General features: G+C 74.1%; 21 protein-coding genes and 1 pseudogene. 11 read left to right on the plus strand and 11 right to left on the minus strand.

Annotated features, from left to right (window positions below):
• The gene (locus tag ACPZVR_RS05370; protein ID WP_436698540.1) at positions 1–1,212 is read right to left on the minus strand and encodes an FHA domain-containing protein; all 1,212 of its coding nucleotides are present in this window, start codon (positions 1,210–1,212) and stop codon (positions 1–3) included.
• On the minus strand, positions 1,209–2,030 hold the full coding sequence (locus ACPZVR_RS05375) for a protein phosphatase 2C domain-containing protein (protein WP_436698541.1): 822 nt from the start codon (positions 2,028–2,030) through the stop codon (positions 1,209–1,211). Before ACPZVR_RS05375 ends, ACPZVR_RS05370 begins: the two co-directional genes overlap by 4 nt.
• A 167-nt stretch (positions 2,031–2,197) precedes the next feature.
• Between ACPZVR_RS05375 and ACPZVR_RS05380 the strand changes: the two genes are divergently transcribed.
• Positions 2,198–2,569, plus strand: a complete 372-nt coding sequence (locus ACPZVR_RS05380; RefSeq protein ID WP_436698542.1) for an FKBP-type peptidyl-prolyl cis-trans isomerase — start codon at positions 2,198–2,200, stop codon at positions 2,567–2,569.
• 163 nt (positions 2,570–2,732) lie between these two features.
• On the opposite strand, the gene ACPZVR_RS05385 is transcribed toward ACPZVR_RS05380, so the two are convergent.
• From ACPZVR_RS05385 to ACPZVR_RS05395, 3 genes are all read right to left on the minus strand, one after another.
• Positions 2,733–2,966 (minus strand): RNA-binding S4 domain-containing protein, encoded by a 234-nt coding sequence (locus ACPZVR_RS05385; RefSeq protein ID WP_282404673.1) that lies wholly within the window; start codon positions 2,964–2,966, stop codon positions 2,733–2,735.
• A gap of 90 nt (positions 2,967–3,056) precedes the next feature.
• Entirely contained in the window at positions 3,057–4,316 is a 1,260-nt protein-coding gene (locus ACPZVR_RS05390) for a DUF445 domain-containing protein (RefSeq protein WP_436698543.1), read from the minus strand.
• A gap of 200 nt (positions 4,317–4,516) precedes the next feature.
• Positions 4,517–5,950, minus strand: a complete 1,434-nt coding sequence (locus tag ACPZVR_RS05395) for an MFS transporter (protein ID WP_436698544.1) — start codon at positions 5,948–5,950, stop codon at positions 4,517–4,519.
• Between the two features lie 76 nt (positions 5,951–6,026).
• Between ACPZVR_RS05395 and ACPZVR_RS05400 the strand changes: the two genes are divergently transcribed.
• Positions 6,027–6,620, plus strand: coding sequence for a TetR/AcrR family transcriptional regulator (locus ACPZVR_RS05400; RefSeq protein WP_436698545.1), 594 nt, complete (start codon positions 6,027–6,029; stop codon positions 6,618–6,620).
• A pseudogene (locus ACPZVR_RS05405) lies at positions 6,620–7,147 on the plus strand (Pr6Pr family membrane protein); the annotation flags it as partial. The gene ACPZVR_RS05400 and the pseudogene ACPZVR_RS05405, both read left to right, overlap by 1 nt.
• Here ACPZVR_RS05405 and sigJ read toward each other — a convergent pair.
• From sigJ to ACPZVR_RS05425, 4 genes are all read right to left on the minus strand, one after another.
• Entirely contained in the window at positions 7,123–8,169 is a 1,047-nt protein-coding gene (sigJ, locus tag ACPZVR_RS05410; protein WP_436698546.1) for an RNA polymerase sigma factor SigJ, read from the minus strand. The pseudogene ACPZVR_RS05405 and the gene sigJ sit on opposite strands and share 25 nt — an antisense overlap.
• A complete protein-coding gene (locus ACPZVR_RS05415; protein ID WP_436698547.1) occupies positions 8,162–8,905 on the minus strand; it encodes an SDR family oxidoreductase in 744 nt (247 codons plus the stop codon). Before ACPZVR_RS05415 ends, sigJ begins: the two co-directional genes overlap by 8 nt.
• A gap of 35 nt (positions 8,906–8,940) precedes the next feature.
• Positions 8,941–11,091, minus strand: coding sequence for a DEAD/DEAH box helicase (locus tag ACPZVR_RS05420; RefSeq protein WP_436698548.1), 2,151 nt, complete (start codon positions 11,089–11,091; stop codon positions 8,941–8,943).
• Positions 11,092–11,307: 216 nt separating this feature from the next.
• Positions 11,308–12,465 carry an acyl-CoA dehydrogenase family protein gene (locus ACPZVR_RS05425; RefSeq protein WP_436698549.1) on the minus strand — a complete coding sequence of 386 codons (1,158 nt, stop codon included), beginning with the start codon at positions 12,463–12,465 and terminating at the stop codon, positions 11,308–11,310.
• Positions 12,466–12,572: 107 nt separating this feature from the next.
• Here ACPZVR_RS05425 and ACPZVR_RS05430 point away from each other — a divergent pair, with 107 nt between their 5' ends.
• From ACPZVR_RS05430 to ACPZVR_RS05440, 3 genes are read left to right on the plus strand one after another with little or no spacing between them, the layout of a single operon-like run.
• Entirely contained in the window at positions 12,573–13,271 is a 699-nt protein-coding gene (locus tag ACPZVR_RS05430) for a winged helix-turn-helix transcriptional regulator (protein WP_436698550.1), read from the plus strand.
• A 21-nt stretch (positions 13,272–13,292) separates the two neighbouring features.
• Positions 13,293–14,144 (plus strand): SDR family oxidoreductase, encoded by an 852-nt coding sequence (locus tag ACPZVR_RS05435; protein WP_436698551.1) that lies wholly within the window; start codon positions 13,293–13,295, stop codon positions 14,142–14,144.
• 34 nt (positions 14,145–14,178) lie between these two features.
• Positions 14,179–15,402, plus strand: a complete 1,224-nt coding sequence (locus ACPZVR_RS05440) for an acyltransferase family protein (protein WP_436698552.1) — start codon at positions 14,179–14,181, stop codon at positions 15,400–15,402.
• A 26-nt stretch (positions 15,403–15,428) separates the two neighbouring features.
• Here ACPZVR_RS05440 and ACPZVR_RS05445 read toward each other — a convergent pair whose 3' ends face one another.
• Positions 15,429–16,328 (minus strand): LysR family transcriptional regulator, encoded by a 900-nt coding sequence (locus ACPZVR_RS05445; RefSeq protein ID WP_436698553.1) that lies wholly within the window; start codon positions 16,326–16,328, stop codon positions 15,429–15,431.
• Between the two features lie 84 nt (positions 16,329–16,412).
• On the opposite strand from ACPZVR_RS05445, the gene ACPZVR_RS05450 reads away from it, so the two are divergent.
• The 4 genes from ACPZVR_RS05450 to ACPZVR_RS05465 all read left to right on the plus strand — a co-directional run bounded on the left by ACPZVR_RS05450 (position 16,413) and on the right by ACPZVR_RS05465 (position 20,625).
• A complete protein-coding gene (locus tag ACPZVR_RS05450) occupies positions 16,413–17,585 on the plus strand; it encodes a nuclear transport factor 2 family protein (RefSeq protein WP_436698554.1) in 1,173 nt (390 codons plus the stop codon).
• Between the two features lie 66 nt (positions 17,586–17,651).
• Positions 17,652–18,206, plus strand: coding sequence for a PadR family transcriptional regulator (locus ACPZVR_RS05455; protein ID WP_436698555.1), 555 nt, complete (start codon positions 17,652–17,654; stop codon positions 18,204–18,206).
• Complete coding sequence (locus tag ACPZVR_RS05460; RefSeq protein WP_436698556.1) at positions 18,203–20,206, plus strand: FAD-dependent oxidoreductase; 2,004 nt, start codon at positions 18,203–18,205, stop codon at positions 20,204–20,206. Before ACPZVR_RS05455 ends, ACPZVR_RS05460 begins: the two co-directional genes overlap by 4 nt.
• The gene (locus tag ACPZVR_RS05465; RefSeq protein ID WP_436698557.1) at positions 20,203–20,625 is read left to right on the plus strand and encodes a nuclear transport factor 2 family protein; all 423 of its coding nucleotides are present in this window, start codon (positions 20,203–20,205) and stop codon (positions 20,623–20,625) included. Before ACPZVR_RS05460 ends, ACPZVR_RS05465 begins: the two co-directional genes overlap by 4 nt.
• Before the next feature lie 103 nt (positions 20,626–20,728).
• Here ACPZVR_RS05465 and ACPZVR_RS05470 read toward each other — a convergent pair whose 3' ends face one another.
• Positions 20,729–21,208, minus strand: coding sequence for an SRPBCC family protein (locus tag ACPZVR_RS05470; protein WP_436698558.1), 480 nt, complete (start codon positions 21,206–21,208; stop codon positions 20,729–20,731).
• Between the two features lie 306 nt (positions 21,209–21,514).
• On the opposite strand from ACPZVR_RS05470, the gene ACPZVR_RS05475 reads away from it, so the two are divergent.
• Positions 21,515–22,327 carry an ATP-binding cassette domain-containing protein gene (locus tag ACPZVR_RS05475; protein ID WP_436698559.1) on the plus strand — a complete coding sequence of 271 codons (813 nt, stop codon included), beginning with the start codon at positions 21,515–21,517 and terminating at the stop codon, positions 22,325–22,327.
• Positions 22,328–22,346 lie beyond the last annotated feature (19 nt).

A 22,346-nucleotide genomic window follows, 5' to 3' on the forward strand; every position in this document is an offset into this window, starting at 1 on the left:
TCAGGCGTCCTCCGGTGCGTGCACCACCGTCGCCGTCAGCCCCTTGGAGAGCGTCAGGACGTCGCCGATCGCGACCTCCGTCGCGACGCCCCGGTCCAGCGGCACCGGCACCCGGCCCTGGCGGGCCAGGAGGGTGCCGTTCGTCGAGCGGTCGGTCACGGTGACCCGGGTGCCCTCCGCGGCGACCTCCAGGTGCGTGCTGGAGACGTACGGGTCGTCCAGCGTGACCAGCGCGGGCAGGTTCTGGCTGCCGCCCACCTGCTGGATGCGCGGGCTGCGACCGATGAGCACCCGGCGTCGTACGGGGACCGTGCGGCCGGTCGAGAGCGCCAGCGCGACGACCGGCCGCTCGGGCAGCACGGGCGGCGGCGGGGCCGGCTGGGCGGCCGAGGCGGCGCGCAGCGCCTGCAGCTGCGCGGGGGTGATGGTGCGACCGTCGTGCTCCGCGGTCTCGACCACGGGGCCGCCGGCCGGTGGAGACCAGCTCGGTGGCGGGGTCGACGGTGCCGGGGTCGACGGCGGGGTCGACGGCGGGGTCGAGGGCGGGGGCGCCGGCGGCGCCGGGTTCGAGGGCGCGGCGGTGACGGGCGCGGAGGTCGGCGCGGGTGGACCTGGTGGGGCCGGCGGGGTGGGGCGGCTGCCGCGGACGACGGTGTACTCCGATGCGGGGTACGCCGCGGGCTGGGCCGTCGGCGTGACCGGGGCGACCGGCGGCGAGGCCGCCGACGGGGTGGCCGGGCTCGGCGGCGCCGCGGCCGGGCTCGCGGGTGCGCTGGTGGGGCGCACGGCGGGACGCCAGGTCACCCCGGCGCTGCGCACCACGCCGGTGGTGAGCGGCAGCGCGGGTCCGGTCGGCGGCGCACCGAGCGGGGCGATCTCGACGACCGCGCCGGGACCCAGGGTCGCGGAGGCCTCGGTCCACATCGTGGCGTCGCGACCGTCGACCGCGAACCCGTCGACGCGGACGACGAGCCCGCCGCGGATGAGGATCCGGGCCTCGGCGCCGTCGACCCGGACGGCCGCGAACTCGGGGAGGGCACGCAGGTCGCCGCGCGAGAGCACCTCGACGATCGTGGGCGCCTCGAGGTCGCGGTCGAGCAGCGTCACGACCTCGGCGATCCGGTCGGGCGTGGTGACCACGACGCCCTCGGTGGCGACGAGGGTCGCGAGCTCTCCGGCGTGGTAGGTCGAGGTGGTCGGGACGCGGCTCATCCGACCCCCCGCGGGCAGGGCTCGGTGTTCTCCGAGGCCGGCGCCGACGCCCCTTCGGCGACGACGTCCACGAGCACCACCGTGACGTTGTCGTGACCGCCCGCGGCCACCGCGGCGTCGACGAGGGTGTGCACGGTGAGGTCGGGCGACCTGCCCTCGGAGAGGATGTGCAGGATCGCGGTGTCCGACAGCTCCGAGGTCAGGCCGTCGGAGCACAGCAGCAGCCGTGAGCCGGGCTCGGCCGGCACCAGCGCGAAGTCGGCCTCCGAGCGGGTCAGCGCGCCGATCGCGCGGGTGATCACGTGCCGCTCGGGGTGACCGAGCGCCTGGTCGCGGGTGAGGCGCCCGGCGTCGATCAGCTCCTGCACCACCGAGTGGTCGGTGGAGATCTGCTCGAGGACGCCGTCGGCGTACGTGTAGGCCCGCGAGTCGCCGATGTTGGCGAGCAGCCAGTAGCCGTGACCGTCCTCCAGGACGTAGGCCGCCGTCACCAGCGTCGAACCCGGCGCGGAGCTGAACTCCGCGGCCAGCGACGCGACCCGGTGCTGCGCGGTGGCGATCGCCGCCTCGACGTCCGCTGGCTGCACCTCGTGGAGCGTGGCCAGCGACTCGAACGACTCGACGACCAGCCGGCTCGCGACGTCGCCCCGGGCGTAGCCGCCCATGCCGTCGGCGACGAGGAACACCGGCGGCGCGACCAGCGAGGAGTCCTCGTTGACGCTGCGGACCCGTCCGGGGTGGGTGCCCGCCGCATGCACCAGGCGGGTCGCGCGCCCCGGCGACGACCAGGACTCGGCACCCGTCACACTGACCCGCACCGCTCGAACCCCCGAGACCGTCCCATGCCCCATCCACCCACCGGCTGGGACGCTGGAGGGCAGCCTAACCCGCCGCGGGGCGTCGTAACCCCATCGCCGGGACACTCGTGATCGGCCCGGGGAGCACACCGCGGGAGGCGGCCCGGACCCCCCGTTAGGCTGACGGGATGAGCGAGAAGCCCGAGATCGACTTCGTCGACCCCACCCCGCCCACCGACCTCGTCATCACCGACCTCACCGTCGGCGACGGCGCGGAGGCGACCGCCGGCAGCACCGTGTCGGTCCACTACGTCGGCGTGGCCCTGTCCAGCGGCGAGGAGTTCGACGCGTCCTACAACCGGGGCACGCCCCTCCAGTTCCGCCTCGGCGTGGGCCAGGTCATCCAGGGCTGGGACACCGGCGTGCAGGGGATGAAGGTCGGCGGTCGCCGCCAGCTCGTCATCCCGCCGCACCTCGGGTACGGCGACCGCGGCGCCGGCGGCGTCATCAAGCCCGGCGAGTCCCTGATCTTCGTCGTCGACCTGCTCGAGGTGAAGTGATCTGACCTCCGCCGAGGCGGGTCTTGCCGCCGAGTGAACGGAGGTACTGTCGGCCTCGACCGCGTGGCCGGCAGCGCGGCGCCCGCGCGCAGCGCATCGAGGGCAAGGGCGGGCCCGAAGGGTCCGTCCGCCGCCCTCGATCGGCGACGCGCTCGGCCCTTGACTACCAGGGCAGGTTGTCCGGGACGTCCTCGTCGGACACCCGGGCGGCCTGACCCTGCAGCTCCACCACGTCACCGAGGACCAGCTGGCGGCCCCGGCGGGTCTCGACCTCGCCGTTGACCCGGACCAGGCCGTCGGCGATCACCGGCTTCGCCTCGGCACCGGACTCGACCAGGTTGGCGAGCTTGAGGAACTGGCCGAGCCGGATCGACTCGTCGCGGATCGGGACGTCCATCGGCTCACCCACCCGCTGAGGATAGTCCCTGCTCAAAAGCACCGAATCGCGTGGGAATCCGGTGCTTTTGAGCAGGGACTATCGCAGCGGTCAGTGCAGCATCACCGAGATCGTGTGGATGAGCACGCCGACCAGGCCGCCGACGATGGTGCCGTTGATCCGGATGAACTGCAGGTCGCGGCCGACGTGGAGCTCGATGCGGCGTGCGGCCTCCTTGCCGTCCCAGCGCTCGATGGTGTGGGTGATGACGGCGGTGAGCTCGGCGCCGTACCGGTCGACGGCGAAGACCGCGGCATCGGCGGCGAGGCCGTCGAGGCGCTCCCGGAGGGCGGCATCGGAGCGGAGGCGGGCGGACGCGCCCTCGATCTCGACCAGCAGCCGGCGGCGTACGGCGCCGTGGGGGTCGCCGAGCGAGGGCAGCAGCGCCTTGCGCAGCGCCTGCCACAGCGAGATCGCGCTGGCGATGACGGCGGGATGGTCGAGCACGCGGTCCTTGAGCCGTTCGGCGCGCTCCTGGGTGGCCGGGTTGGTGAGCAGGTCCTCGGCCAGCTGGTCGAGCATCGAGTCGAGTGCCCGCCGCGCCCGGTGCTCGGGGTTCTCCCGGATCTCGGAGAGCCAGCGCACCATCTCCAGGTGGAGCCGGTTGATGACGTAGGTGTTGACCGAGTCCGGCGCCCACCAGGGCGCGCGCTCCCCCAGGACCTCGTGGACGGTGTCGGGGTTGGCGACCAGCCAGCCGTGCATCTCCTCGAGCATGAGGTCGACCAGGCCGTGGTGCAGGTCGTCGCGGATCGCCTCGGCGAGCAGCCCGCCGAGCAGTGGCGCGATCGGCTCCTCGCGGAACCGGGGCACGAGCGCCTCGGTCACCAGCGCCTCGATGTGGTCGTCGCGGACCTTGCCGAGCGCGAGCGCGGCGAGCTCGGACCCCTCGGTCACCACGCGCTCGGCGTTGGCGGGGACGGCGAGCCAGTCCGCGACCCGCCGGGAGATCTGCACGCCCAGGACCCGCTCGCGGATGATGTCCTCCTGGAGGAAGTTCTCCCCCACGAACTGCTCGAGTCCCTTGCCGAGGTCGTCCTTGCGCTTGGGCACCAGCGCGGTGTGCGGGATCGGCAGCCCGAGCGGATGCTTGAACAGCGCGGTCACGGCGAACCAGTCGGCAATCGCGCCCACCATGGACGCCTCCGCGCCGGCGTTGACGAACCCCCAGGCACCGTCCTCACCGAGGGTGGCGACGTAGACCGCGGCGGCGAGCAGGAGCAGGGACACCGCGACGGTGCGCATCCGGCGCAGGGCGGCGCGCCGCACGGCATCGGCCGTCGGGTCGGAGGGGATGAGCGGGCCGGACACGCGCCCATCCTTGCCTACCGAGCCGCGCGCCGCTCCTCGCCGGCGGACACGACGCGGCCCCGGGGCGCTGGCCCCGGGGCCGCCACGAGGCCGGGCGGAACCCCCCAGTCACCGCGACACCTCGTCCATCCGATCAACGATCCGGTCCCGGAGAGGTTCCGGAGCCGTCCACGACGCCCTCCGCGCGCGGCAGGCGCGGCCTACGCCCGCCGCCGCGGCACGAGGGCGGCGAGCAGGACGCCCAGGAACGCGGCCGCCGCGCCCACGCCGAAGCACACCGCGAAGGCGTCCTCGGTCGGCAGCGCGTAGCCGCCGACGTCGATGGTCGAGGCGGTCAGGATCGCCGCCATGACGGCGGCGGAGGCGCTGGTCCCGATCGAGCGCATCAGCCCGTTGACGCCGACCGCCGAGCCGGCCTCCGCCAACGGCACCGACTCCAGGATGAGGGTGGGCATGGCGGCGTACCCGATGCCGACGCCGGCCGAGGTGATGCAGCTGGCGACCATGAGCTGCCAGGGAGCGTCGGTGAGGAAGAGCGCGAAGACGTAGCCGAGGCCGAGGACGGCACCCCCGACCATCAGCGTCACCCGGGCGCCGACGACCCGGATGAGCCGGCCCGAGACCGGCGAGAAGACCATCATCACCAGCCCGCCCGGCGCCATCCACAGTCCGGTCTCGAGCAGGGTCTGCCCGAGGCCGTAGCCGGTCGCGGCGGGCGACTGCAGCAGGCGGGGTACGACGATCGCCTGGGCCATCATGCCGAAGCCGATGGCGATCGCCGCGACGTTGGTGAGCAGGACCGGGCGGCGCGCCGAGACCCTCAGGTCGCACAGCGGGTCGGCGACGCGCAGCTCGTAGCTGCCCCAGGCGAGGAGCACGAGCACGCCCGCGATCAGCAGTCCGAGGGTGCGGCCGTGGGCCCAGCCCCACTCGTTGCCCTTGGAGACGGCGACCAGCACGGCGACCAGGCCGACGGCCAGGCCCGCGGCGCCGACCGCGTCGAAGCGCCCGGGCGTGGCGTCGCGCACGTGCGGGACCAGCACCACGACGGCCGCGGCGACGACGGCGGCGAGCCCGGTCGAGACCCAGAAGAGCGTGTGCCAGCTGAAGTCCTCGACGATCCACGCCGAGAGCGGCAGGCCGATCGCGCCACCGACGCCGAGGGTCGCGCTCATCGCGGCCATCGCGGTCGGGGTGACCCGCGGCGGGGTGACCTCGCGCAGCAGGGCGATGCCGACGGGGATGAAGCCCATCGCGAAGCCCTGGAGCAGGCGCCCGGCGAGCATCGGGACCAGGGTGCTGCTGAGCGCGCAGACGAGCGAGCCGAGCACCAGCAGCAGCGCGCTGACGACGAGGACCCGCTGCTTGCCGTAGAGGTCGCCGAGCCGACCGGAGATGGGCATCGCGACCGCGCCGGCGACCAGGGTTGCCGTGACCACCCAGGAGGCGTTGGCCTCGGAGGTGTGGAGCAGCCGGCCGAGCTCCCCCTGGATCGGGATGACCATGGTCTGGGTGAGGGAGGCGACGAGGCCGCCGAGGCACAGGACGGCCACGGTGAGGAGGGGCGAGCCGGGCGTGCCCGCACCCGAGGTGCCGGTGACGCCGGTGGCCGGCGCGGAGGAGGACGCTGTCACGACCGCTGAGTCAACGGCGTTGACGTCCCTGTGTCAACACCGTTGACCGAGCACGGCCATGCCCTACGGTTGCGGTGTGACGCACCCCTCCCCCGGCGCGAGCCGGCTCCGGCCGGCGGGCCTGGCGACCCGCTCCGCGATCGAGGGCGCCGCGCGGACGCTGTTCGCCGAACGCGGCTTCGACGGAGCGTCCGTGCGTGGCATCGCCGCGGAGGCGGGGGTCGACCCCGCTCTGGTCATCCGCCACTTCGGGTCCAAGGAGGCCCTGTTCCTGCGCACCGTCGACACCTCCCTCGGCATCGGCTCGGTCCTCGACGGGCCGCTGGAGAGCGTCGGGCGGCGCCTGGTGGCCTACTTCCTGGATCCCGCGCGGTCCGTGGTCCGCCAGCGCTACGTCGCGCTGGCCCAGGCCGCGCACCACGACCAGGTGCGCGAGGAGATGAACCGGCACACGGCCGAGACCTACGTCGCTCCCCTGGCCCCGCGCCTGGCCGGGCCGGACCCGGAGCTGCGGGTGGCGCTGGCCGTCGCCCAGCTCGCCGGCCTGCTCGACCTGCTCCTCCTGCAGCGGGACCCGATCCTCACCGCGGCCGACCCCGAGGTGGTGATCGCGACCTACGGCGACGCGATCCAGCGGCTGCTCACCCCGACCGACCCCGAGGAGGTCTGATGCGCGGCGCCCGCGGCTGGCACACCCTGACCGCGGCAGTCACGATCGCCGCGCTCGTCCTGCAACTCGTCCTGGTGCTCCAGGGCGGCCGGGTGCTCGACGAGGCCGAGCCGCCCGGCGTCGGGCTGCGGCTGTCCCGGTTCGTCGCGTACTTCACCATCCAGAGCAACCTCCTGGTGGCCGTCGCGACCACCCTGCTGGCCCGTGACCCGCTCCGCGACGGCCCGGCCTTCCGGGCGCTGCGTCTGGCGGCGACGGTCGGCATCACCGTGACCGGGCTGGTCCACTTCCTGCTGCTCCGTCCCCTGCTCGACCTGCACGGCGCCGACTGGCTCGCCGACAAGATGCTCCACATGGCGGTGCCGCTCGTCGCCGTCGTCGGCTGGTTCGCCTTCGGCCCGCGCCCGCGCGTCAACGGCCGCGCGACCGCGGTCGCGTTCGGCTGGCCCGTGGCCTGGCTCGCCGTGACCCTCGCCGTGGCGGCGGCGACCCGGTGGGTGCCCTATCCCTTCCTCGACTTCCGCGAGGAGGGCTGGGGCGCGGTGGTCGTGGTCTGCGTCGCGATCACCGCGCTGTTCACCGCGCTCCTCGCGGGCTTCCGGTACGCCGACCGCCGGCTCGCGCCCTCCGGCACTCCCGTGGCCGCGGATCCGCTGCCGGGCCCGGCGGAGCGGTAGCCCGCGGCCGCCAGCTTCGCCGGGGCCCGCAGGATGTCGACGCGGGTGGCCCGGTCGCCGGCGACGGTGAGCACGATCAGCGAGGTCAGCACGCCGCTCTCGCGCAGCCCGATCGCGGGCGCGCCGTTGACGCCGAGCAGCTCGATCTCGACCTGGCCGGCGTACTTGGCCACGAGGCCGGCGAGGAAGCGCGCCGACCGCTCGGCCCCGTGCACCGGGCGACGGGCCGCGCTGACCGCGCCACCGCCGTCGGAGGTGACGACGACCTCGGGGTCGAGGGTGGCGACGAGGGCGTCGAGGTCGCCGCCGGCCGCGGCCGCGAGGAAGCGCCCGAGGACCGCCTCGTGCGCACTCCGGTCGACCTCGAACCGGGCGGGCTGGGTGGCGAGGTGGGCGCGGGCACGGGAGGCGAGCTGGCGCACGGCGGCCGGGGTGCGGCCGACGACGGCGGCGACCTCGGCGAAGCCCATGCCGAAGACGTCGTGCAGCACCCAGGCGGTCCGCTCGGCCGGCGAGAGCGACTCGAGGACGACGGCGAGGGCGTAGCTGACGGTCTCGTCGAGCGTGACCCGGTCCGCCGGGTCCGGCGCGAGGTCGACATAGGGCTCGGGCAGCCACGGTCCGACGTATTCCTCGCGGCGCACCCGCGCCGAGCGCAGCACGTCGGTGGCGGCGCGCGCGGCCGCGACCGTCAGCCAGCCGGTGAGGTCGCGGACCGGTTCGCGGGCGTCGGCCTCGACCAGCCGGGGCCAGCAGTCGGCGACGACGTCCTCGGCCTCGGCGCGACTGCCGAGGATGGCGTAGGCGACGCGCACCAGGCGGGGGCGGAGCGCGTCGTACTCCTCGGCGAGGCCCTCCCGGACGTCAGGCACCGGCGAGCCACTCCTCGAAGGTCTGCCGACCCAGCGTCGCGCCCTCGCCCGGCAGCAGGCCGCCCGCGGCGGCCTGGCGTCCGGCGCGGCCCGCCATGGGCACCGGGACGAGGAGTCGTCGTGATCCGCGGGCGCGGAGCACCCGGCGCACCATGTCGTCCATCGCCTCCGGTCGCGGTCCGGCGAGGTCGGGCAGCAGCCCGGCCGGCCGGTCGACGGCGGCCGCGACGAGCTCGACGGCGACCTCGCGGGCGGCGATCGGCTGGGTGCGCATCCGGAGCCCGAGCGCGATCGGTCGCGGGCTGCGGTCGATGACCTGCCCGGCGAACTCGTGGAACTGGGTCGCGCGCAGCACGGTCCAGGGCAGCGGCCCGGCCGCGACCAGGTCCTCCTGGCGGCGCTTGCCGAGGTAGTAGGGCAGGTCGACCCGGTCACAGCCGACGATCGACAGGGCGACGTGGTGGCGCACCCCGGCGGCGGCGCCCGCGGCGAGCAGGTGCCCGGTCGCCGCCTCGAAGAAGGCGACGGACCGCTTCGCGCTCATCGTCTCGACGTTGCTCGTGTCGATCACGGCGTCGACGCCGTCGAGCGCCGCCGCCAGGCCGGCACCCGTCGTCAGGTCCACGCCCCGCGACCGGGCGATCACGACGGGAGTCGCGCCCGTGCGTCGTACCTCCTCGACGACCATCGCGCCGACCAGTCCCGTGCCGCCCGCGACGGCGATCCTCATCTCCATGCCAGGAGGACGAGACGGATCGGCGGATTGTGACATCAGTCCCCGCGGGCCTCCAGCGCCGCCGTGAGCAGCGCGACCAGGGCCTCGGTCTGCAGGTCGATCGCACCGCCCTCGACCTCCTCGCCGGCACCGTCGAGGGCGCGGGCGGCGAGCCCCGCCTTCTTGTCGATCAGCTCGGCGATCCGGGTGTCGAGGGTCTGGGTGGCGATGACCCGCCAGGCGGTGACCGGCTCGGCCTGGCCGATCCGGTGCACCCGGTCGATGGCCTGGGTCTGCTCGGCATCGGTCCAGGAGAGCTCGGCGAGCACCAGGTTGGACGCCACCTGCAGGTTGAGACCGACGCCGGCCGCGGTGAGCGAGCAGACGGCAACCTGGACCTCGGGGTCGTTGACGAACGCGTCGATCTCCTTCTGCCGCGTCGTCGAGCTCTGGTCGCCGCGCACCGAGCTGTACTTGATGCCGCGCTCGGCGAAGGTCCGCTCCGCGGTGTCCATGACGTCGACGTGCTTGGCGAAGAACACGACCTTGCCGACGTTGCGGGCCAGCTGAGCCGTGTAGTCGGCGGCGAGGCCGGCCTTGGCCTGGCCGATGCGCCGCATCATCGTGAAGACGTTCTCGCCGGTCTTGGTCGAGTTGTCCTCGCGCTCCCACCCGGCCACCTGGCGGACCAGGCGGTGGTCGATGCCCTCGACCTCGGCGCCGGTACGCCGGGTCGCGATCGCGGCGTCGTAGCGCTCCACCATCCGGCGGGCCAGCTCCTGCTCTGCCTTGCGGATGGAGCGGCCGGTCTCGCCCTCGAGCTCGACGGGGATGTCGGCGACCCGACGCGCCGGGATGTCGGCGGCGACGTCGATCTTGCGGCGGCGCACGATGCCCTGCTCGATGACGGCACGGCGGGCGGCCGGGTAGAACGCGGGGTCGGCCGGCGTCAGCCCGGTCTCCTCCAGCATCTCCATCAGCGCGCCGCGGGGCACCACCTCGTCGATCCAGCCGAGGAACTGCCAGATGGCACGGAAGTCCTCGATGTCGTTGATGAGCGGGGTGCCCGTGAGGGCCATCATCAGCGGCCGCGCGATGCGCGCGCGGATCCGTCCGGCGATCTCCAGCACGTTCTGCGAGCGCTGCGAGGTCTTGTTCTTGATGTAGTGCGCCTCGTCGACGATCATCCCGCGGAAGCCGTGGGTGCCGAGCCAGCCGACGTGACGGTCGAGGATCTCGTAGTTGACGACGAACACGTCGGCGTAGCCGTCCGCGTCGTCACCGTCGCCGTGCAGCACGGTGGCGCGGCGGTTCGGCGTCCAGATCTCGACCTCGCGGGCCCAGTTCGTCTTGACGACGTTGGGCACGACGGCGAGCAGCGGGAACGCGCCCGCCGCCTCCGCGGCGAGCAGCGCCTGGGCGGTCTTGCCGAGGCCGGGCTCGTCGGCGAGCAAGTAGGTCCGGTGCCCCTCGGCGGCCGAGGCGATGAGCTGCGCCTGGTGCGCCATCAGCTCGCGGCCGACCGGCGCGTGCCGACCGGTGAGCGCGGTCAGCTGGTCGGCGTCGGGCAGGGGCATGCAGGCCGGCGCGTCGGGCGCGGCCCGCTCGAACGAGCGGAACAGCGGCTCGAGCAGCTCCCAGCCGGCCAGCCGGCGCGGCGCCACCGCGACCTGGGCGTGGCTGAAGTCGGGGGCCAGGAACGGGTGCGAGAGCTGGTAGGACTGCACCGACATCGGCACCACCCGCTTCTCGGCGAGCGCGGCGAGCTCCGGGTCGACCACGATCGGCTCCGGCTCGGGCTCCGGCTCGTCGACCCCGGCCTTGCGCAGCAGCTCGCGGCGCATCGCCTTCGCCGACTCCGAGACCTCGGCGTTCTCGTCGAGCAGCGTGAAGAGCGTGCTGTCGCGCGCTGCGGTCTGGGCGAGGATCGTCGCGATCCCGTCGAGCCGCTTCAGCTCCTCGCCGCGGCGGCTGTCGGAGAGGTCGGGGTCGGTCTTGACCCGCGCCCGCTCCTCGCGCGCCAGCAGGGCGACGACCTGGAACTTCGCGCGCACCTCGGGCATCGCCGAGCGACGCGCGACCGCCGCCTCGACCTCGCGCACCGCGCGGGCGAGCTGCGGGATGATGCCCTCCTCGTTGCGGCGCGTCCGCGCCGACTGCGCGGTGCGACGCTGCTGCGTCGCTCCCCGCTGGCCTCCTCGAGCCACAAGCGTCCTTCCCAGCGGCCACCGACGGACAGCGGCGCAGGTTTCTTCGGCTGGTCCGACGGCGGCTCGCGCTGCTGCGGGAGGCGCCGATCGGGCGTACGTCACCGGGCACCCGTCGGGAGGACGGCATCCGGTGGTGGCTCCAGCCTAGCGCAGGCCCCGCCCCGTCCCGTCGGCGGCGGGGCGGGGCGGGCTGGGGCGGGCTCGGGGCGCGGCCTACTCCGCGATCGGAAGCGGCTCCCCGAGGGCGTCGGCGCCGAGGTGCACCAGCGTCTGCTCGGGCGTGAACGGGTGGAACCGCACGGCCCGGATGTCGCGGTAGCACCGCTCGATGACCGAGCCGCGGAAGAAGGCCGGTCCCCCGGCGACGTCCATCGCGAGGTCGCACACCTCGACGCCGGCCCGGGCGACCTCGCCCTTGGCGCTCATCACGGCCAGCACCGTCGCCCGTGACGGCGAGGGGTCGTCGCCGACGAGGGCGAGCGCGCCGGCGAGCGCCCAGTCCGCGACCTGGATCCGCGCCCGCATGACACCGACCTGGCGCTGGACCGTCACGTCGCCGGCCCGCCGTCCGGCCGCCGCCACCGCGGCGTCGTACGCCGCCTCGGCGATGCCGAGGTAGGCGCCGCAGATGATCGGGAAGGCGATGCTCGAGATGACCTGGAGCGGCGGGTCGACGACTCCCCAGGGCCGGTCGGCCAGCACCTTGTCGTCGGGGACGAAGACGTCGACCAGGTCGATGTCGTCGCTGGCGGTGCCGCGCATGCCGAGCGTGTCCCAGTTGTCGGCGACGGCGACGCCCTCCGCTGCGACCGGGACCGCCAGGTTGAGGACGCGCCGGCCGCGGTCGGGGTCGTCGTAGCAGGCCATCGTCGAGATCACCGTGCCGTGCCGCGACTGGCTGGCGAAGCGCTTGCGGCCGGTGACCCGGAAGCCGCCGTCGACCTTGACCGCCTCCCCCTGCGGGTGGATGTAGTCGCCCCCGCCGGTGGAGACGAGGAGGATCTGCTCCTCGGCCACCCGGCGCAGGGTCGCCTCGGCGCCGGGCAGGCCGCGGCGGTAGCGCCAGGCCGTGAACGCGACGACGTGCTGGTGCATGGCGCTGGCCAGCGCGGTCGAGCCGCAGTGGTGGCCGAGCTCGCGCTGCAGCGCGACCAGGTCGCGGACGCTCGCGCCGTCACCGCCGAGCTCGACCGGGACCGCGGCCCGGAGCAGGCCCGCGGCGCGCAGCTCGTCGTACGCCTCGGACACGAAGCTGCCCTCGGCGTCGTGGCGCGCGGCGTGGGCGGCGATGCGCGGGCCGATCTCGGCGGCCCGCGTGGCAGGGGTGAGGTGGGTGGCCGGCGCTCCGGCCGGCTGGAGTGTGCTCGTCATGGGACCAATCTCCGCTCGGGGACGGACGCCCTCCAGTCCAGAAAGATGACCTCGCCGGTCCAGGATCGGGACTACCCGCCGCGGTCGCGCGGGAGCACCATGGACAGATGCCCGACTACGGCAACTACTGCCCCGTCTCGATGGCCGCCGAGGTGGTCGCGGACCGATGGACGCCCCTGATCATCCGCGAGCTCGTGCTCGGCAACACGCGCTTCAACGACATCGCCCGAGCGATGCCCGGCATCTCGCGCTCGCTGCTCGTGCAGCGCCTGCGCCACCTCGAGCGGCGCGGCGTGCTCGAGACCTGGCCGGCGCCGACCGGGCGCGGCAGCGAGTACCACCTCACCCCGGCCGGGCGCGACCTCGAGCGGGTGATCGACAGCCTCGGGCGCTGGGCGATCGAATGGCTCTTCGAGGAGCTGCGGCCGCACGACGTGGCGCCCACGACGCTGATGTGGTGGATGCACCGCCGCGTCGACCTCGACCGGCTGCCGCCGGTCCGGACCGTCGTGGCGTTCCGGCACACCGCCCCCGAGCCGACGACCATCTGGATGGTCATGGAGCGCACCGAGGTCTCGGTGTGCCTGCAGCACCCGGGCTTCGAGGTCGACGTCGAGGTGACGGCGAGCACACCGACCCTGGCGGACGTGTTCCAGGGGTACTGCTCGTGGCGCGAGGCGGTCGAGGCCGGCCGGCTCGAGGTCGCCGGGCTGCCCCGCCTCGTCGAGGCCCTGCCGCGGTGGTTCCTGTGGAGCCCCTGGGCAGCGGTGACCCGGGAACGGGCGGATCGCGCACTCACCAACTAGAACCTGTTCTAGAGTCGGCGCGTGGGTACCTACGCAGTCACCGGCTCCGCCTCGGGCATGGGCGCCGCCGTCGCCGAGCGCCTGGTCGCCGACGGGCACACCGTCATCGGCGTCGACATCAAGGCGGCCGACGTCGTCGCCGACCTCGCGACGGCCGACGGCCGGCGTACGGCGGCCGCCGCGGTCCTCGAGCGGGCCGGCGGCGTGCTCGACGGCGCGGTCCTCGCGGCCGGGCTCGGGCCGGCGCCCGGCCGGGAGCGCTGCCGGCTGATCGCCGAGGTCAACGTGCTCGGCGTGGTCGAGCTGCTCGACGCCTGGCGTCCCGCACTCGCCGCGGCCGAGCGCGCCAAGGTGGTCGTCTTCGCGAGCAACTCGACGACGACGGTGCCGCTCGTGCCGGGCCGCGTCGTCCGCGCGCTGCTCGACGGAGACGTCGACCGGGCCCTCGGCACGCTGCGCCTGCTCGGCAAGGCCGCTCCGACCTTCGCCTACGCCGCCAGCAAGATCGCCGTCAGCCACTGGGTGCGCCACCAGGCCGTCACCCCCGCCTGGGCCGGCGCGGGCATCCGGCTCAACGCCCTCGCACCCGGGGCCATCATGACGCCGCTGCTGGAGCAGCAGCTCGCCACGCCGGCCGAGGCGAGGCGGATCCGGGCCTTCCCGGTTCCGATCGGCGGCTTCGGCGACCCCGGCCACCTCGCCGCGTGGGTCGTCTTCATGCTCTCCGACGCCGCGGACTTCCTGTGCGGCAGCGTGGTGTTCGTGGACGGCGGCTCGGACGCGTGGTTCCGTGCCGCCGACTGGCCGCGACCGGTCCCGGCGGTGCGTCTGCGGCGCTATCTGGCGCGGATGAAGGAGTTCCGCGCGCGCTGATCATGCCGCCCTCGGCGGCGTACACTGCCCGGCCATGGCGACAGTCCCGGCCGACGGGGCCGGCGGCGGGATCCGCGACCGGTCGCCCGCGCCGGTGGCCGAGCGCCGGCCGGAGATGGACGCCCTCCGGGCGCTCGTGGTCGTCGGCCTGATCTTCTTCCACTCAGCGCTGGTGTTCGACAGCGAGGACGACTTCTACATCAAGAACGACACGACCACCTCGGTCCTCGTCGCCGCCGGCCCGATCGTCATCTGGGCGATGCCACTGCTGTTCCTGATCGCGGGCTTCGGCGCCGCCCAGTCCCTGCGGCGGCGCGGCGTCGGCGGGTTCGCGGTCGAGCGACTGCGTCGCCTCGGCGTCCCACTCGTCGTCGCGACCCTGGTGCTCCTCCCGCTTCCCCCGTGGCTGCGGCTGCGGGCCGCCGATCCCGACGGGCACCCGTCGTACCTCGCCTTCTATCCGCACTTCTTCGACGTCCACCTCTCGCTCGACGAGCTGCCGTTCGTCGTCCGGGGCGACCAGTTCGAGAGCGGCCACCTGTGGTTCGTCGTCCTCCTGCTGACGTTCTCGCTCGCGGTCGCGGTCACGGTGAGGCTGACGCCCGACCGACTGCGACAATCGGTCACGGCGGCCGCGGGCGTCGTCGACCGCCGTCCCGCCGGTCTCCTCCTCGCCGGCATCCCGACGGCGCTGGTCTGTGGCGGGCTCGGCCTGGAGGAGCAGTACGGCGGCTGGCACCGGCTCGGCTACCTGCTGTTCTTCGCCTACGGCCTGGTCCTCGCCGCCGACCCCCGCTTCCGGACGGCGATGCGACGCGTCGCGCCGGTCGCCGCCGGGCTCGCCGTGACGCTGTTCGTGCTCGGCGCGCCCACGTTCGTCCTCGGCGACGAGCCCTTCACCGCACTCACCCCGTCGGCCGTCGCGGGTCGAGCGCTCTTCGGCGCAGCCGGCTGGTGCGCCGTCGTCGCGATCCTGGGACTGCTCGACCGGCCGCGGCCGAGCACCGCAGTCAACCCACCCGCCTCCCGCGGGCGGCGGGCGCGGATCGGCGCGTACCTCGGCGACGCGGTCCTGCCGCTGTACGTGATCCATCAGCCCGTCGTCGTCGCGATGGCCGCGGTCGTCGTCGGGTGGGACCTGCCGATGGTCGTCAAGTACCTGCTGATCGTCAGCTTCGCGTCGGTGCTGACCGTCGCCTGCTACGACCTGCTCGTCCGCCGCACCGCACCGACACGCTTCCTCCTCGGCGCCCGCTGACCGCTGTGCCCCGAGCGCGCCTCCGGCTACCGGGCGGCGAGGTCCGCGTACTGGTCCCGCAACGCCTCGACCATCCCGGCCACGGCCGCCGGCGGCGCGGGCGGCCCGGCCGCGACGCTCGCGTAGATCCGGCGGGTCGGCGCGTCGGCGACGGGAACCGCGACGACGTCGCGGCGCAGCGCCGGAACCAGCAGCCCGGGGACGAGGGCGACCGCGTGGCCGGCCGCGACCAGCGCGACCTTGCCGGCCAGGTCCGCGGCCGCCAGGTCGATCCGCGGCGCGAACCCGGCCCGGGCCGCGGCAGCGCGCAGGAGCGCCGCGGATCCGTCGTTGTCCTCGACCCAGATCGCGTCGGCGAGGTCAGCGAGGTCCGCCGAGCCACCCGCGGCGTGCGCGGCCCGTGCGAGGGGGTGCGCGGCGGGGACGACCACGCGCATCGGGTCCGCTCCCAGCAGGTGACGGACCACGCGGTCGTCGTCGGGCAGGCCGGGCGGAGCGTCGGTCACGACGGCGACGTCGAGCTCACCGCTCACGACGAGCTCCTCGAGCGCGACGGACAGTCCGGTCGCGAGCGACCACGGCGTCGTGCCGAGCGCGCGGAGGGCGGCGGGCACCAGTCCCGCCGCGGCCGACGGCGTGGCCCCGACGGTCAGCACCCGCGCGGGCACGGTGGCCTCCCGCGCGGCCCGCAGCGCGCGGTCGGTGGCCGCCACGGCGGCCCGGGCGTGCTCGGCGAACGCCTCTCCCGCCGCCGTGGGTACGACGCCGCGCGGGCGTCGGGCGAGCAGGGGCCGGCCCACCTCCCGCTCGAGGGAGGCGACCTGCCGCGACACCGCGGACTGCGTGTAGCCGAGTTCGTCGGCCGCCGCGGAGAGCGAGCCGAGGCGGCACACGGCCACGAAGGTCCGCCAGGCGGTCAGCGTCATGAACGCATGCTATGCGTCATCCGCATGGAGCGGATGCCAGATCTGCGCTTGTCGCAGGTCGGGCAGGGCCCCAGCATGGGAGCCATGCCTGCCATCGCCCTGCTCGGGCTGGGCCGGATGGGCGCCGCCATGGCGTCCCGGCTCAGCGACCGCGGCCACACCGTCGTCACCTGGACCCGCTCGGGCCGCACCGTCGCCTCGGCGGCCGGCGCCGCCACGGCCACCGAGGCGGTCGCGCGCGCGGACCTCGTCCTCCTCTGCCTGTTCGACGGCCCGGCCTGCGCCGCGGTGATCGACGAGGTGGCCGACGCCCTGCGGCCCACGGCCGTCGTGGTCAACACGGCGACGGTCGGCCCGGAGGAGGCGCGGGCGCTCGCCGAGCGCGTCGCGAAGAGCGGCGCCGGCTACGTGCACGCGCCCGTGCTCGGCTCGACGGCCGCCGCCGCGAGCGGCGCCCTGACCGTCCTCGCGGGCGGTGCGCCGTGGCCCGACCCGGCCCTCGCCGACACCGTCCTCGCCGACACCGTCCTCGCCGACACCGTCCTCGCCGACCTCGGCGACGTGCTGCCCTGCGGGGACGTCGCGAGCGCGGCCGCTGCCAAACTGGTAGCCAACGGTGTGCTCGCCGGCGCCCTGCTGACGATCCGCGACAGCCTCGCCCGGGCCGGGCGCCTCGGGCTGGACCCGGTCCTGACCCTCGACCTGCTCGAGCGCACGACGCTCGGGCGCCTGGTCGCGGCCAAACGGGACCGGCTCGCGACCGGCGACCTCACCGACGCCGACTTCACCGCGAGCGCCCTCGCCAAGGACGTCGCCCTCCTCGCGGGTGCGCTCGCGCCGGGCGACGACATCGCCGGTTTGGGTCGCCTGCCACACCGCCTCACCATCGCTGCGTCCGTCGCCGCGCCGCCCGAGGCGATCGCCCCGCTGCGCGACTACGTGGCGGGCCACGCGACCGGCGATCCGGCGTACCACCGCCGCGCGTTCCTGCCGAGCGCCCACGTCGAGGGCCTGCGCGACGGCGCCGTCGCGTCGTGGACCCTGGAGGAGTACTGCGCTCTCTTCACCGGCTCCCCCGCCCCCGACGAGCCCGCGCGGTGGCGCCGGATCGACCACCTCAGCGTCACCGGGACCACCGGCGTGGCCACGATGACGCTGCACCACGGCCGCGACGTCTTAACCGACTCGTTCGCGCTGCTGCGGGTCGACGGCGCCTGGCGGATCGCGAACAAGACCTACCACCGCGCGACGGCGTGACCCGACCCACTGAAACGAGTTGCGCAACTAGTTGCATAGCCCCCGCGGGTGGGGCACCCTGAGGGCATGGCCCTCGAGCACGCGATCCTCGTGTCGTTGAGCGAGCGTGCCGCCTCGGGCTCGGACCTGGTGCGCCGCTTCGACGCGTCGATCGGCTTCTTCTGGTCCGCCACCCACCAGCAGATCTACCGCGTGCTCGGGCGGATGGAGCGGGACGGCTGGGTCGCCTCGGAGGCGGTCACCCAGGCCGACCGTCCGACGAAGAAGGTCTACGCCGTCACCGACGCCGGCCGTGCCGAGCTCGCCCGCTGGATCGGCGAGCCGACCGCGCCCGACGCGATGCGCAGCAGCGTCAGCGTCAAGATGCGCGGGGCGTCGTACGGCGACCGGGCGGCGCTGCTCGACGACCTGCGCCGCCAGCTCGACGAGCACACCAAGCGGCTCTCGCTCTACGAGTACCTCGCCGCGCGCGACTTCCCCGACCCCGCCGCGCTCGCCGACGCCGACCTCGACATCTACCTCGTGCTGCGCGGCGGCCTCCTCATGGAGGAGTTCTGGATCCGCTGGCTGACCGAGTACCTCGACGCCCACACCCCCGGAACCACCGAGGAGCCCCGATGACCACCTATCCCCTGCTCACCACGCCGGCGACCGTCGGCGGCCTCGAGCTGCAGTCGCGCGCGGTCATGGGCTCGATGCACACCGGGCTCGAGGACCGGCCGTGGCACGTCGACGAGCTGGCGGCGTACTTCGCCGAGCGGGCGGCCGGCGGCGTCGGCCTCATCGTCACCGGCGGCTACTCCCCCAACATCCGCGGCTGGCTGCTGCCGTTCGGCTCGCAGATGACCACGCGCCTCAACGCGCACCGTCACCAGCGGGTCACCGACGCCGTGCACGCCCACGGCGGCAGGATCGCGCTGCAGATCCTGCATGCCGGCCGCTACGGCTACACGCCGTTCAGCGTCTCGGCGAGCGCCACCAAGTCGCCGATCACCCCGTTCAAGGCGTCGGCCCTGTCGGGTCGCGCCGTCGAGCGCACCATCGACGACTTCGTCGCCTCGGCCCGGCTGGCGCGCAAGGCCGGCTACGACGGCGTCGAGATCATGGGCTCCGAGGGCTACCTGATCAACCAGTTCCTCGCGGCGCGCACCAACCGCCGTACGGACCGGTGGGGCGGCTCGGCCGAGCGGCGGATGCGCTTCCCCGTCGAGATCGTGCGCCGGATCCGCCAGGAGCTGCCCGACCTCTTCGTGATGTACCGGATGTCGCTGCTCGACCTGGTCCCCGACGGCCAGACCTGGGAGGAGACCGTCGAGCTCGCCCACCGGATCGAGGAGGCCGGCGCCAGCGTCATCAACACCGGCATCGGCTGGCACGAGGCACGGGTCCCCACGATCGTCACCAGCGTGCCGCGCGGCGCGTGGGTCGACAGCACGCTGCGGCTCAAGCAGGTCGTGTCGATCCCGGTGTGCGCGAGCAACCGGATCAACACCCCCGACGTCGCGGAGTCCGTCCTGGCGCAGGGCATCGACCTGGTCTCGATGGCACGCCCCTTCCTCGCCGATGCCGACCTGGTCGCGAAGGCGCGCGAGGGCCGCGCCGACGAGATCAACACCTGCATCGGCTGCAACCAGGCCTGCCTCGACCACACCTTCCAGGCCAAGCGGGCCTCCTGCCTGGTCAACCCGCGGGCCTGTCACGAGACGACCCTGGTGCTCGGCCCGACCCGAAGCGCGCGGCGGGTCGCCGTCGTCGGCGGTGGCCCCGCGGGCCTCGCGACCGCCGTCAGCGCGGCCGAGCGCGGCCACGACGTGACGCTGTTCGAGGCGGCCGACGAGCTCGGCGGCCAGTTCCGGCTGGCCATGCAGATCCCCGGCAAGGAGGAGTTCGCCGAGACGCTGCGCTACTTCCGCCGCCGGATGGAGGTGCTCGGGGTCAACGTGAAGCTCGCGACCCGGGCGACGCCCGCCCTGCTCGACGGGTACGACGAGGTGGTGGTCGCGACCGGCGTCGAGCCGCGCGTCCCGGCCATCCCGGGCATCGACCACCCCAAGGTCGTCTCCTACCCCGACGCCATCACCGGCCGGGTGCCGATCGGCCGTCGCGTCGCCGTCATGGGCGCCGGTGGCATCGGCTTCGACGTCACCGAGCTGCTGGCGCACCGACCGGAGACGGTCGAGGAGTGGAAGGCGCACTGGGGCGTGGCGGACCCGGCCGTCGTACGCGGCGGGATCACCGACAAGACGCCCCGATCCCCGGCCCGGGAGGTCTGGCTGCTCCAACGCAAAGAGTCCGCGCAGGGCAAGGGCCTCGGCAAGACCTCGGGGTGGGTGCACCGCGCCGTCGTCAAGGACCTCGGCGTCCACCAGCTCAGCGGGGTGACCTACGAACGCGTGGACGACGCGGGCCTGCACGTCACCGTCGACGGCGCCGCACGGGTCCTGCCCGTCGACCACGTGGTCGTGTGCGCGGGCCAGGAGTCGGTGCGCGGCCTGTACGACGACCTGCTGGCCTCCCCCTTCCCGGGTCGGGTCCACCTGATCGGCGGCGCCGACGTCGCGGCGGAGCTGGACGCCAAGCGCGCGATCAAGCAAGGCACCGAGCTGGCGGCGGCGCTGTGAACGCCCCGGCAGCGGGCTCGGCGTTCCGGGCCGCGGTCGAGGCCCGCGACGTCGCGGCCATGCGCGCCTGCCTGGCCGACGACGTGGTCTTCCGCAGCCCGGTCGCCCACCGGCCGTACGCCGGCAAGGCGATCACCGGGGCGATCCTCTCCCACGTGATCGAGGTGTTCGAAGACTTCCGCTACGTGCGCGAGCTGGAGGACGCGACCGGTCATGCCCTGGTCTTCGAGGCGACGGTCGACGGCCTCCAGCTCGCGGGCTGCGACTTCCTCGTCATCGACGAGAACGGCCTGATCACCGACTTCATGGTCATGGTCCGCCCCCTCAAGGCCACCCAGGCGCTGGCCGCTCGGATGGCCGCCCGGTTCGACCAGATCGCCGCCGAGGCTGCCGCGGCCGCGGAGCCGGCAGGGGGTTGACATAACGGGTGCTGGGACGAGAAAACTCATGCTGGGACGAGGAAGCTTCCTCGTCCCAGCATGAGTTTCACCGGCCGGCCGGTGAAACTCACTCGTCACGGCCTCACAACGCCGGGTTGTCGGCGTCGCCAGGCTTCACCTCGCCCCGCCAGGCCCCGGTCTCGGTGCCGCGACTCTCGATGAACTTCTTGAACCGGTCGAGATCCCCCTGGGTGCGGCGGTCGACGATGTTCAGCGCGTCACCGGCCTTCTCGACGATCCCCTCCGGCTCGAACTCCATGCGCAGCGTCACCCGTGTCGAGCTCCCCAGCTCGTCCGGCGCGAACGAGACCGTGCCGTCGTTGCGGGTGCCGTCGAGGGCGCGCCAGGTGATTCGCTCGTCCGGTGTCTGGTCGACGATCTCGGCGTCCCACTCGCGGCGGACGCCGGCGATCTCCGCCCGCCAGTGCAGGTGGGTGGGGTCGAGCTGGCGGACCTCCTCGACGCCCTCCATGAAGGACGGGAAGGTCTCGAACTGGGTCCACTGGTCGTAGGCCGTGCGGACCGGGACGTCGACCGTCACGGACTTCTCGATCGTGCTCATGGTTCGTGCTCCTCTCGTCGGTTCACCCGGCAGTACCCGGCCCTCTCGGGCCGAACCGGGAACCACGACGACGGCACGCGGGGGCCGGCCGGAGGTGGCCCCCTGCGGACCAGCGATTTCGCCACCGCGACACGACATAACGTGAGGCTGGACGACAAAACTCATGCTTGGACGAGGAAGTTTCCTCGTCCAAGCGTGAGTTTCACCGGCCGGCCGGTGAAACTCACTCCCGCCTCGCACCGTGCCCGGCGCCCGCTCACACGCAGGTCCCCCCGGTTGTCCGTGCGGCCCCGTAGGGTGCCACGCATGGGGATCGAGTTCCGCGATGTCGGCAAGACCTACCCCGACGGCACCGTCGCCGTGACGGGCTTCTCGTGCACCGTCCCCTCCCACCGCACCCTCGCGCTGGTCGGCACGTCCGGGTCCGGCAAGACGACGCTGATGCGGATGGTCAACCGGATGGTCGAGCCCACGACGGGCTCGGTGCTCATCGACGAGCGCGACGTGCTGGGCCTCGACAAGGTCGAGCTGCGCCGCTCGATCGGCTACGTCCCGCAGGCCGGCGGCCTGCTCCCCCACCGGCGCGTCGTCGACAACGTCGCGACCGTCCCGGTGCTGACCGGCATCCCGAAGCGGGCCGCCCGCGACGCCGCGCTGGCCCTGCTGGAGCTGGTCGGCCTCGACCCGAGCCTCGGCCGGCGCTATCCCGCCCAGCTCTCGGGCGGCCAGCAGCAGCGGGTGGCGGTGGCCCGGGCGCTCGCGGCCGAGCCCAACATCCTGCTCATGGACGAGCCGTTCGGCGCGGTCGACCCGATCGTGCGCCGCGGTCTGCAGGACCAGCTGCTCGCCCTGCAGGCCGAGCTGGGCAAGACCATCGTGCTGGTCACCCACGACATCGAGGAGGCGTTCCGGCTCGGCGACGAGGTCGTGATCCTGCGCACCGGCGGCATCGTCGCGCAGACGGGCTCACCCAAGGAGATCGTCGCCGCGCCCGCCGACGACTTCGTCCGCGACTTCATCGGCGCCGACCGTGCCGAGCGCTCCCTGCGCACGGTCGCGGTCGACGGGCGCACGGTCGTCGTCGACGGCGACGGCCGTCCGGTGGGGGTGCTCCCGTGAGCGCACCCCGACGTCCCCG

The organism is Nocardioides segetis (assembly GCF_051390595.1).
Taxonomy (GTDB): domain Bacteria; phylum Actinomycetota; class Actinomycetes; order Propionibacteriales; family Nocardioidaceae; genus Nocardioides.

Coding starts and splice junctions, on each gene's coding strand:
- ACPZVR_RS05385 (WP_282404673.1), bottom strand. CDS start 2,966: ATGGACGTCCCGATCCGCGACGAGTCGATCCGGCTCGGCCAGTTCCTC.
- ACPZVR_RS05455 (WP_436698555.1), top strand. CDS start 17,652: ATGGCCCTCGAGCACGCGATCCTCGTGTCGTTGAGCGAGCGTGCCGCC.
- ACPZVR_RS05445 (WP_436698553.1), bottom strand. CDS start 16,328: ATGACGCTGACCGCCTGGCGGACCTTCGTGGCCGTGTGCCGCCTCGGC.
- ACPZVR_RS05475 (WP_436698559.1), top strand. CDS start 21,515: ATGGGGATCGAGTTCCGCGATGTCGGCAAGACCTACCCCGACGGCACC.
- ACPZVR_RS05470 (WP_436698558.1), bottom strand. CDS start 21,208: ATGAGCACGATCGAGAAGTCCGTGACGGTCGACGTCCCGGTCCGCACG.
- ACPZVR_RS05440 (WP_436698552.1), top strand. CDS start 14,179: ATGGCGACAGTCCCGGCCGACGGGGCCGGCGGCGGGATCCGCGACCGG.
- ACPZVR_RS05415 (WP_436698547.1), bottom strand. CDS start 8,905: ATGGAGATGAGGATCGCCGTCGCGGGCGGCACGGGACTGGTCGGCGCG.
- ACPZVR_RS05370 (WP_436698540.1), bottom strand. CDS start 1,212: ATGAGCCGCGTCCCGACCACCTCGACCTACCACGCCGGAGAGCTCGCG.
- ACPZVR_RS05430 (WP_436698550.1), top strand. CDS start 12,573: ATGCCCGACTACGGCAACTACTGCCCCGTCTCGATGGCCGCCGAGGTG.
- ACPZVR_RS05450 (WP_436698554.1), top strand. CDS start 16,413: ATGCCTGCCATCGCCCTGCTCGGGCTGGGCCGGATGGGCGCCGCCATG.
- ACPZVR_RS05460 (WP_436698556.1), top strand. CDS start 18,203: ATGACCACCTATCCCCTGCTCACCACGCCGGCGACCGTCGGCGGCCTC.
- ACPZVR_RS05380 (WP_436698542.1), top strand. CDS start 2,198: ATGAGCGAGAAGCCCGAGATCGACTTCGTCGACCCCACCCCGCCCACC.
- ACPZVR_RS05425 (WP_436698549.1), bottom strand. CDS start 12,465: ATGACGAGCACACTCCAGCCGGCCGGAGCGCCGGCCACCCACCTCACC.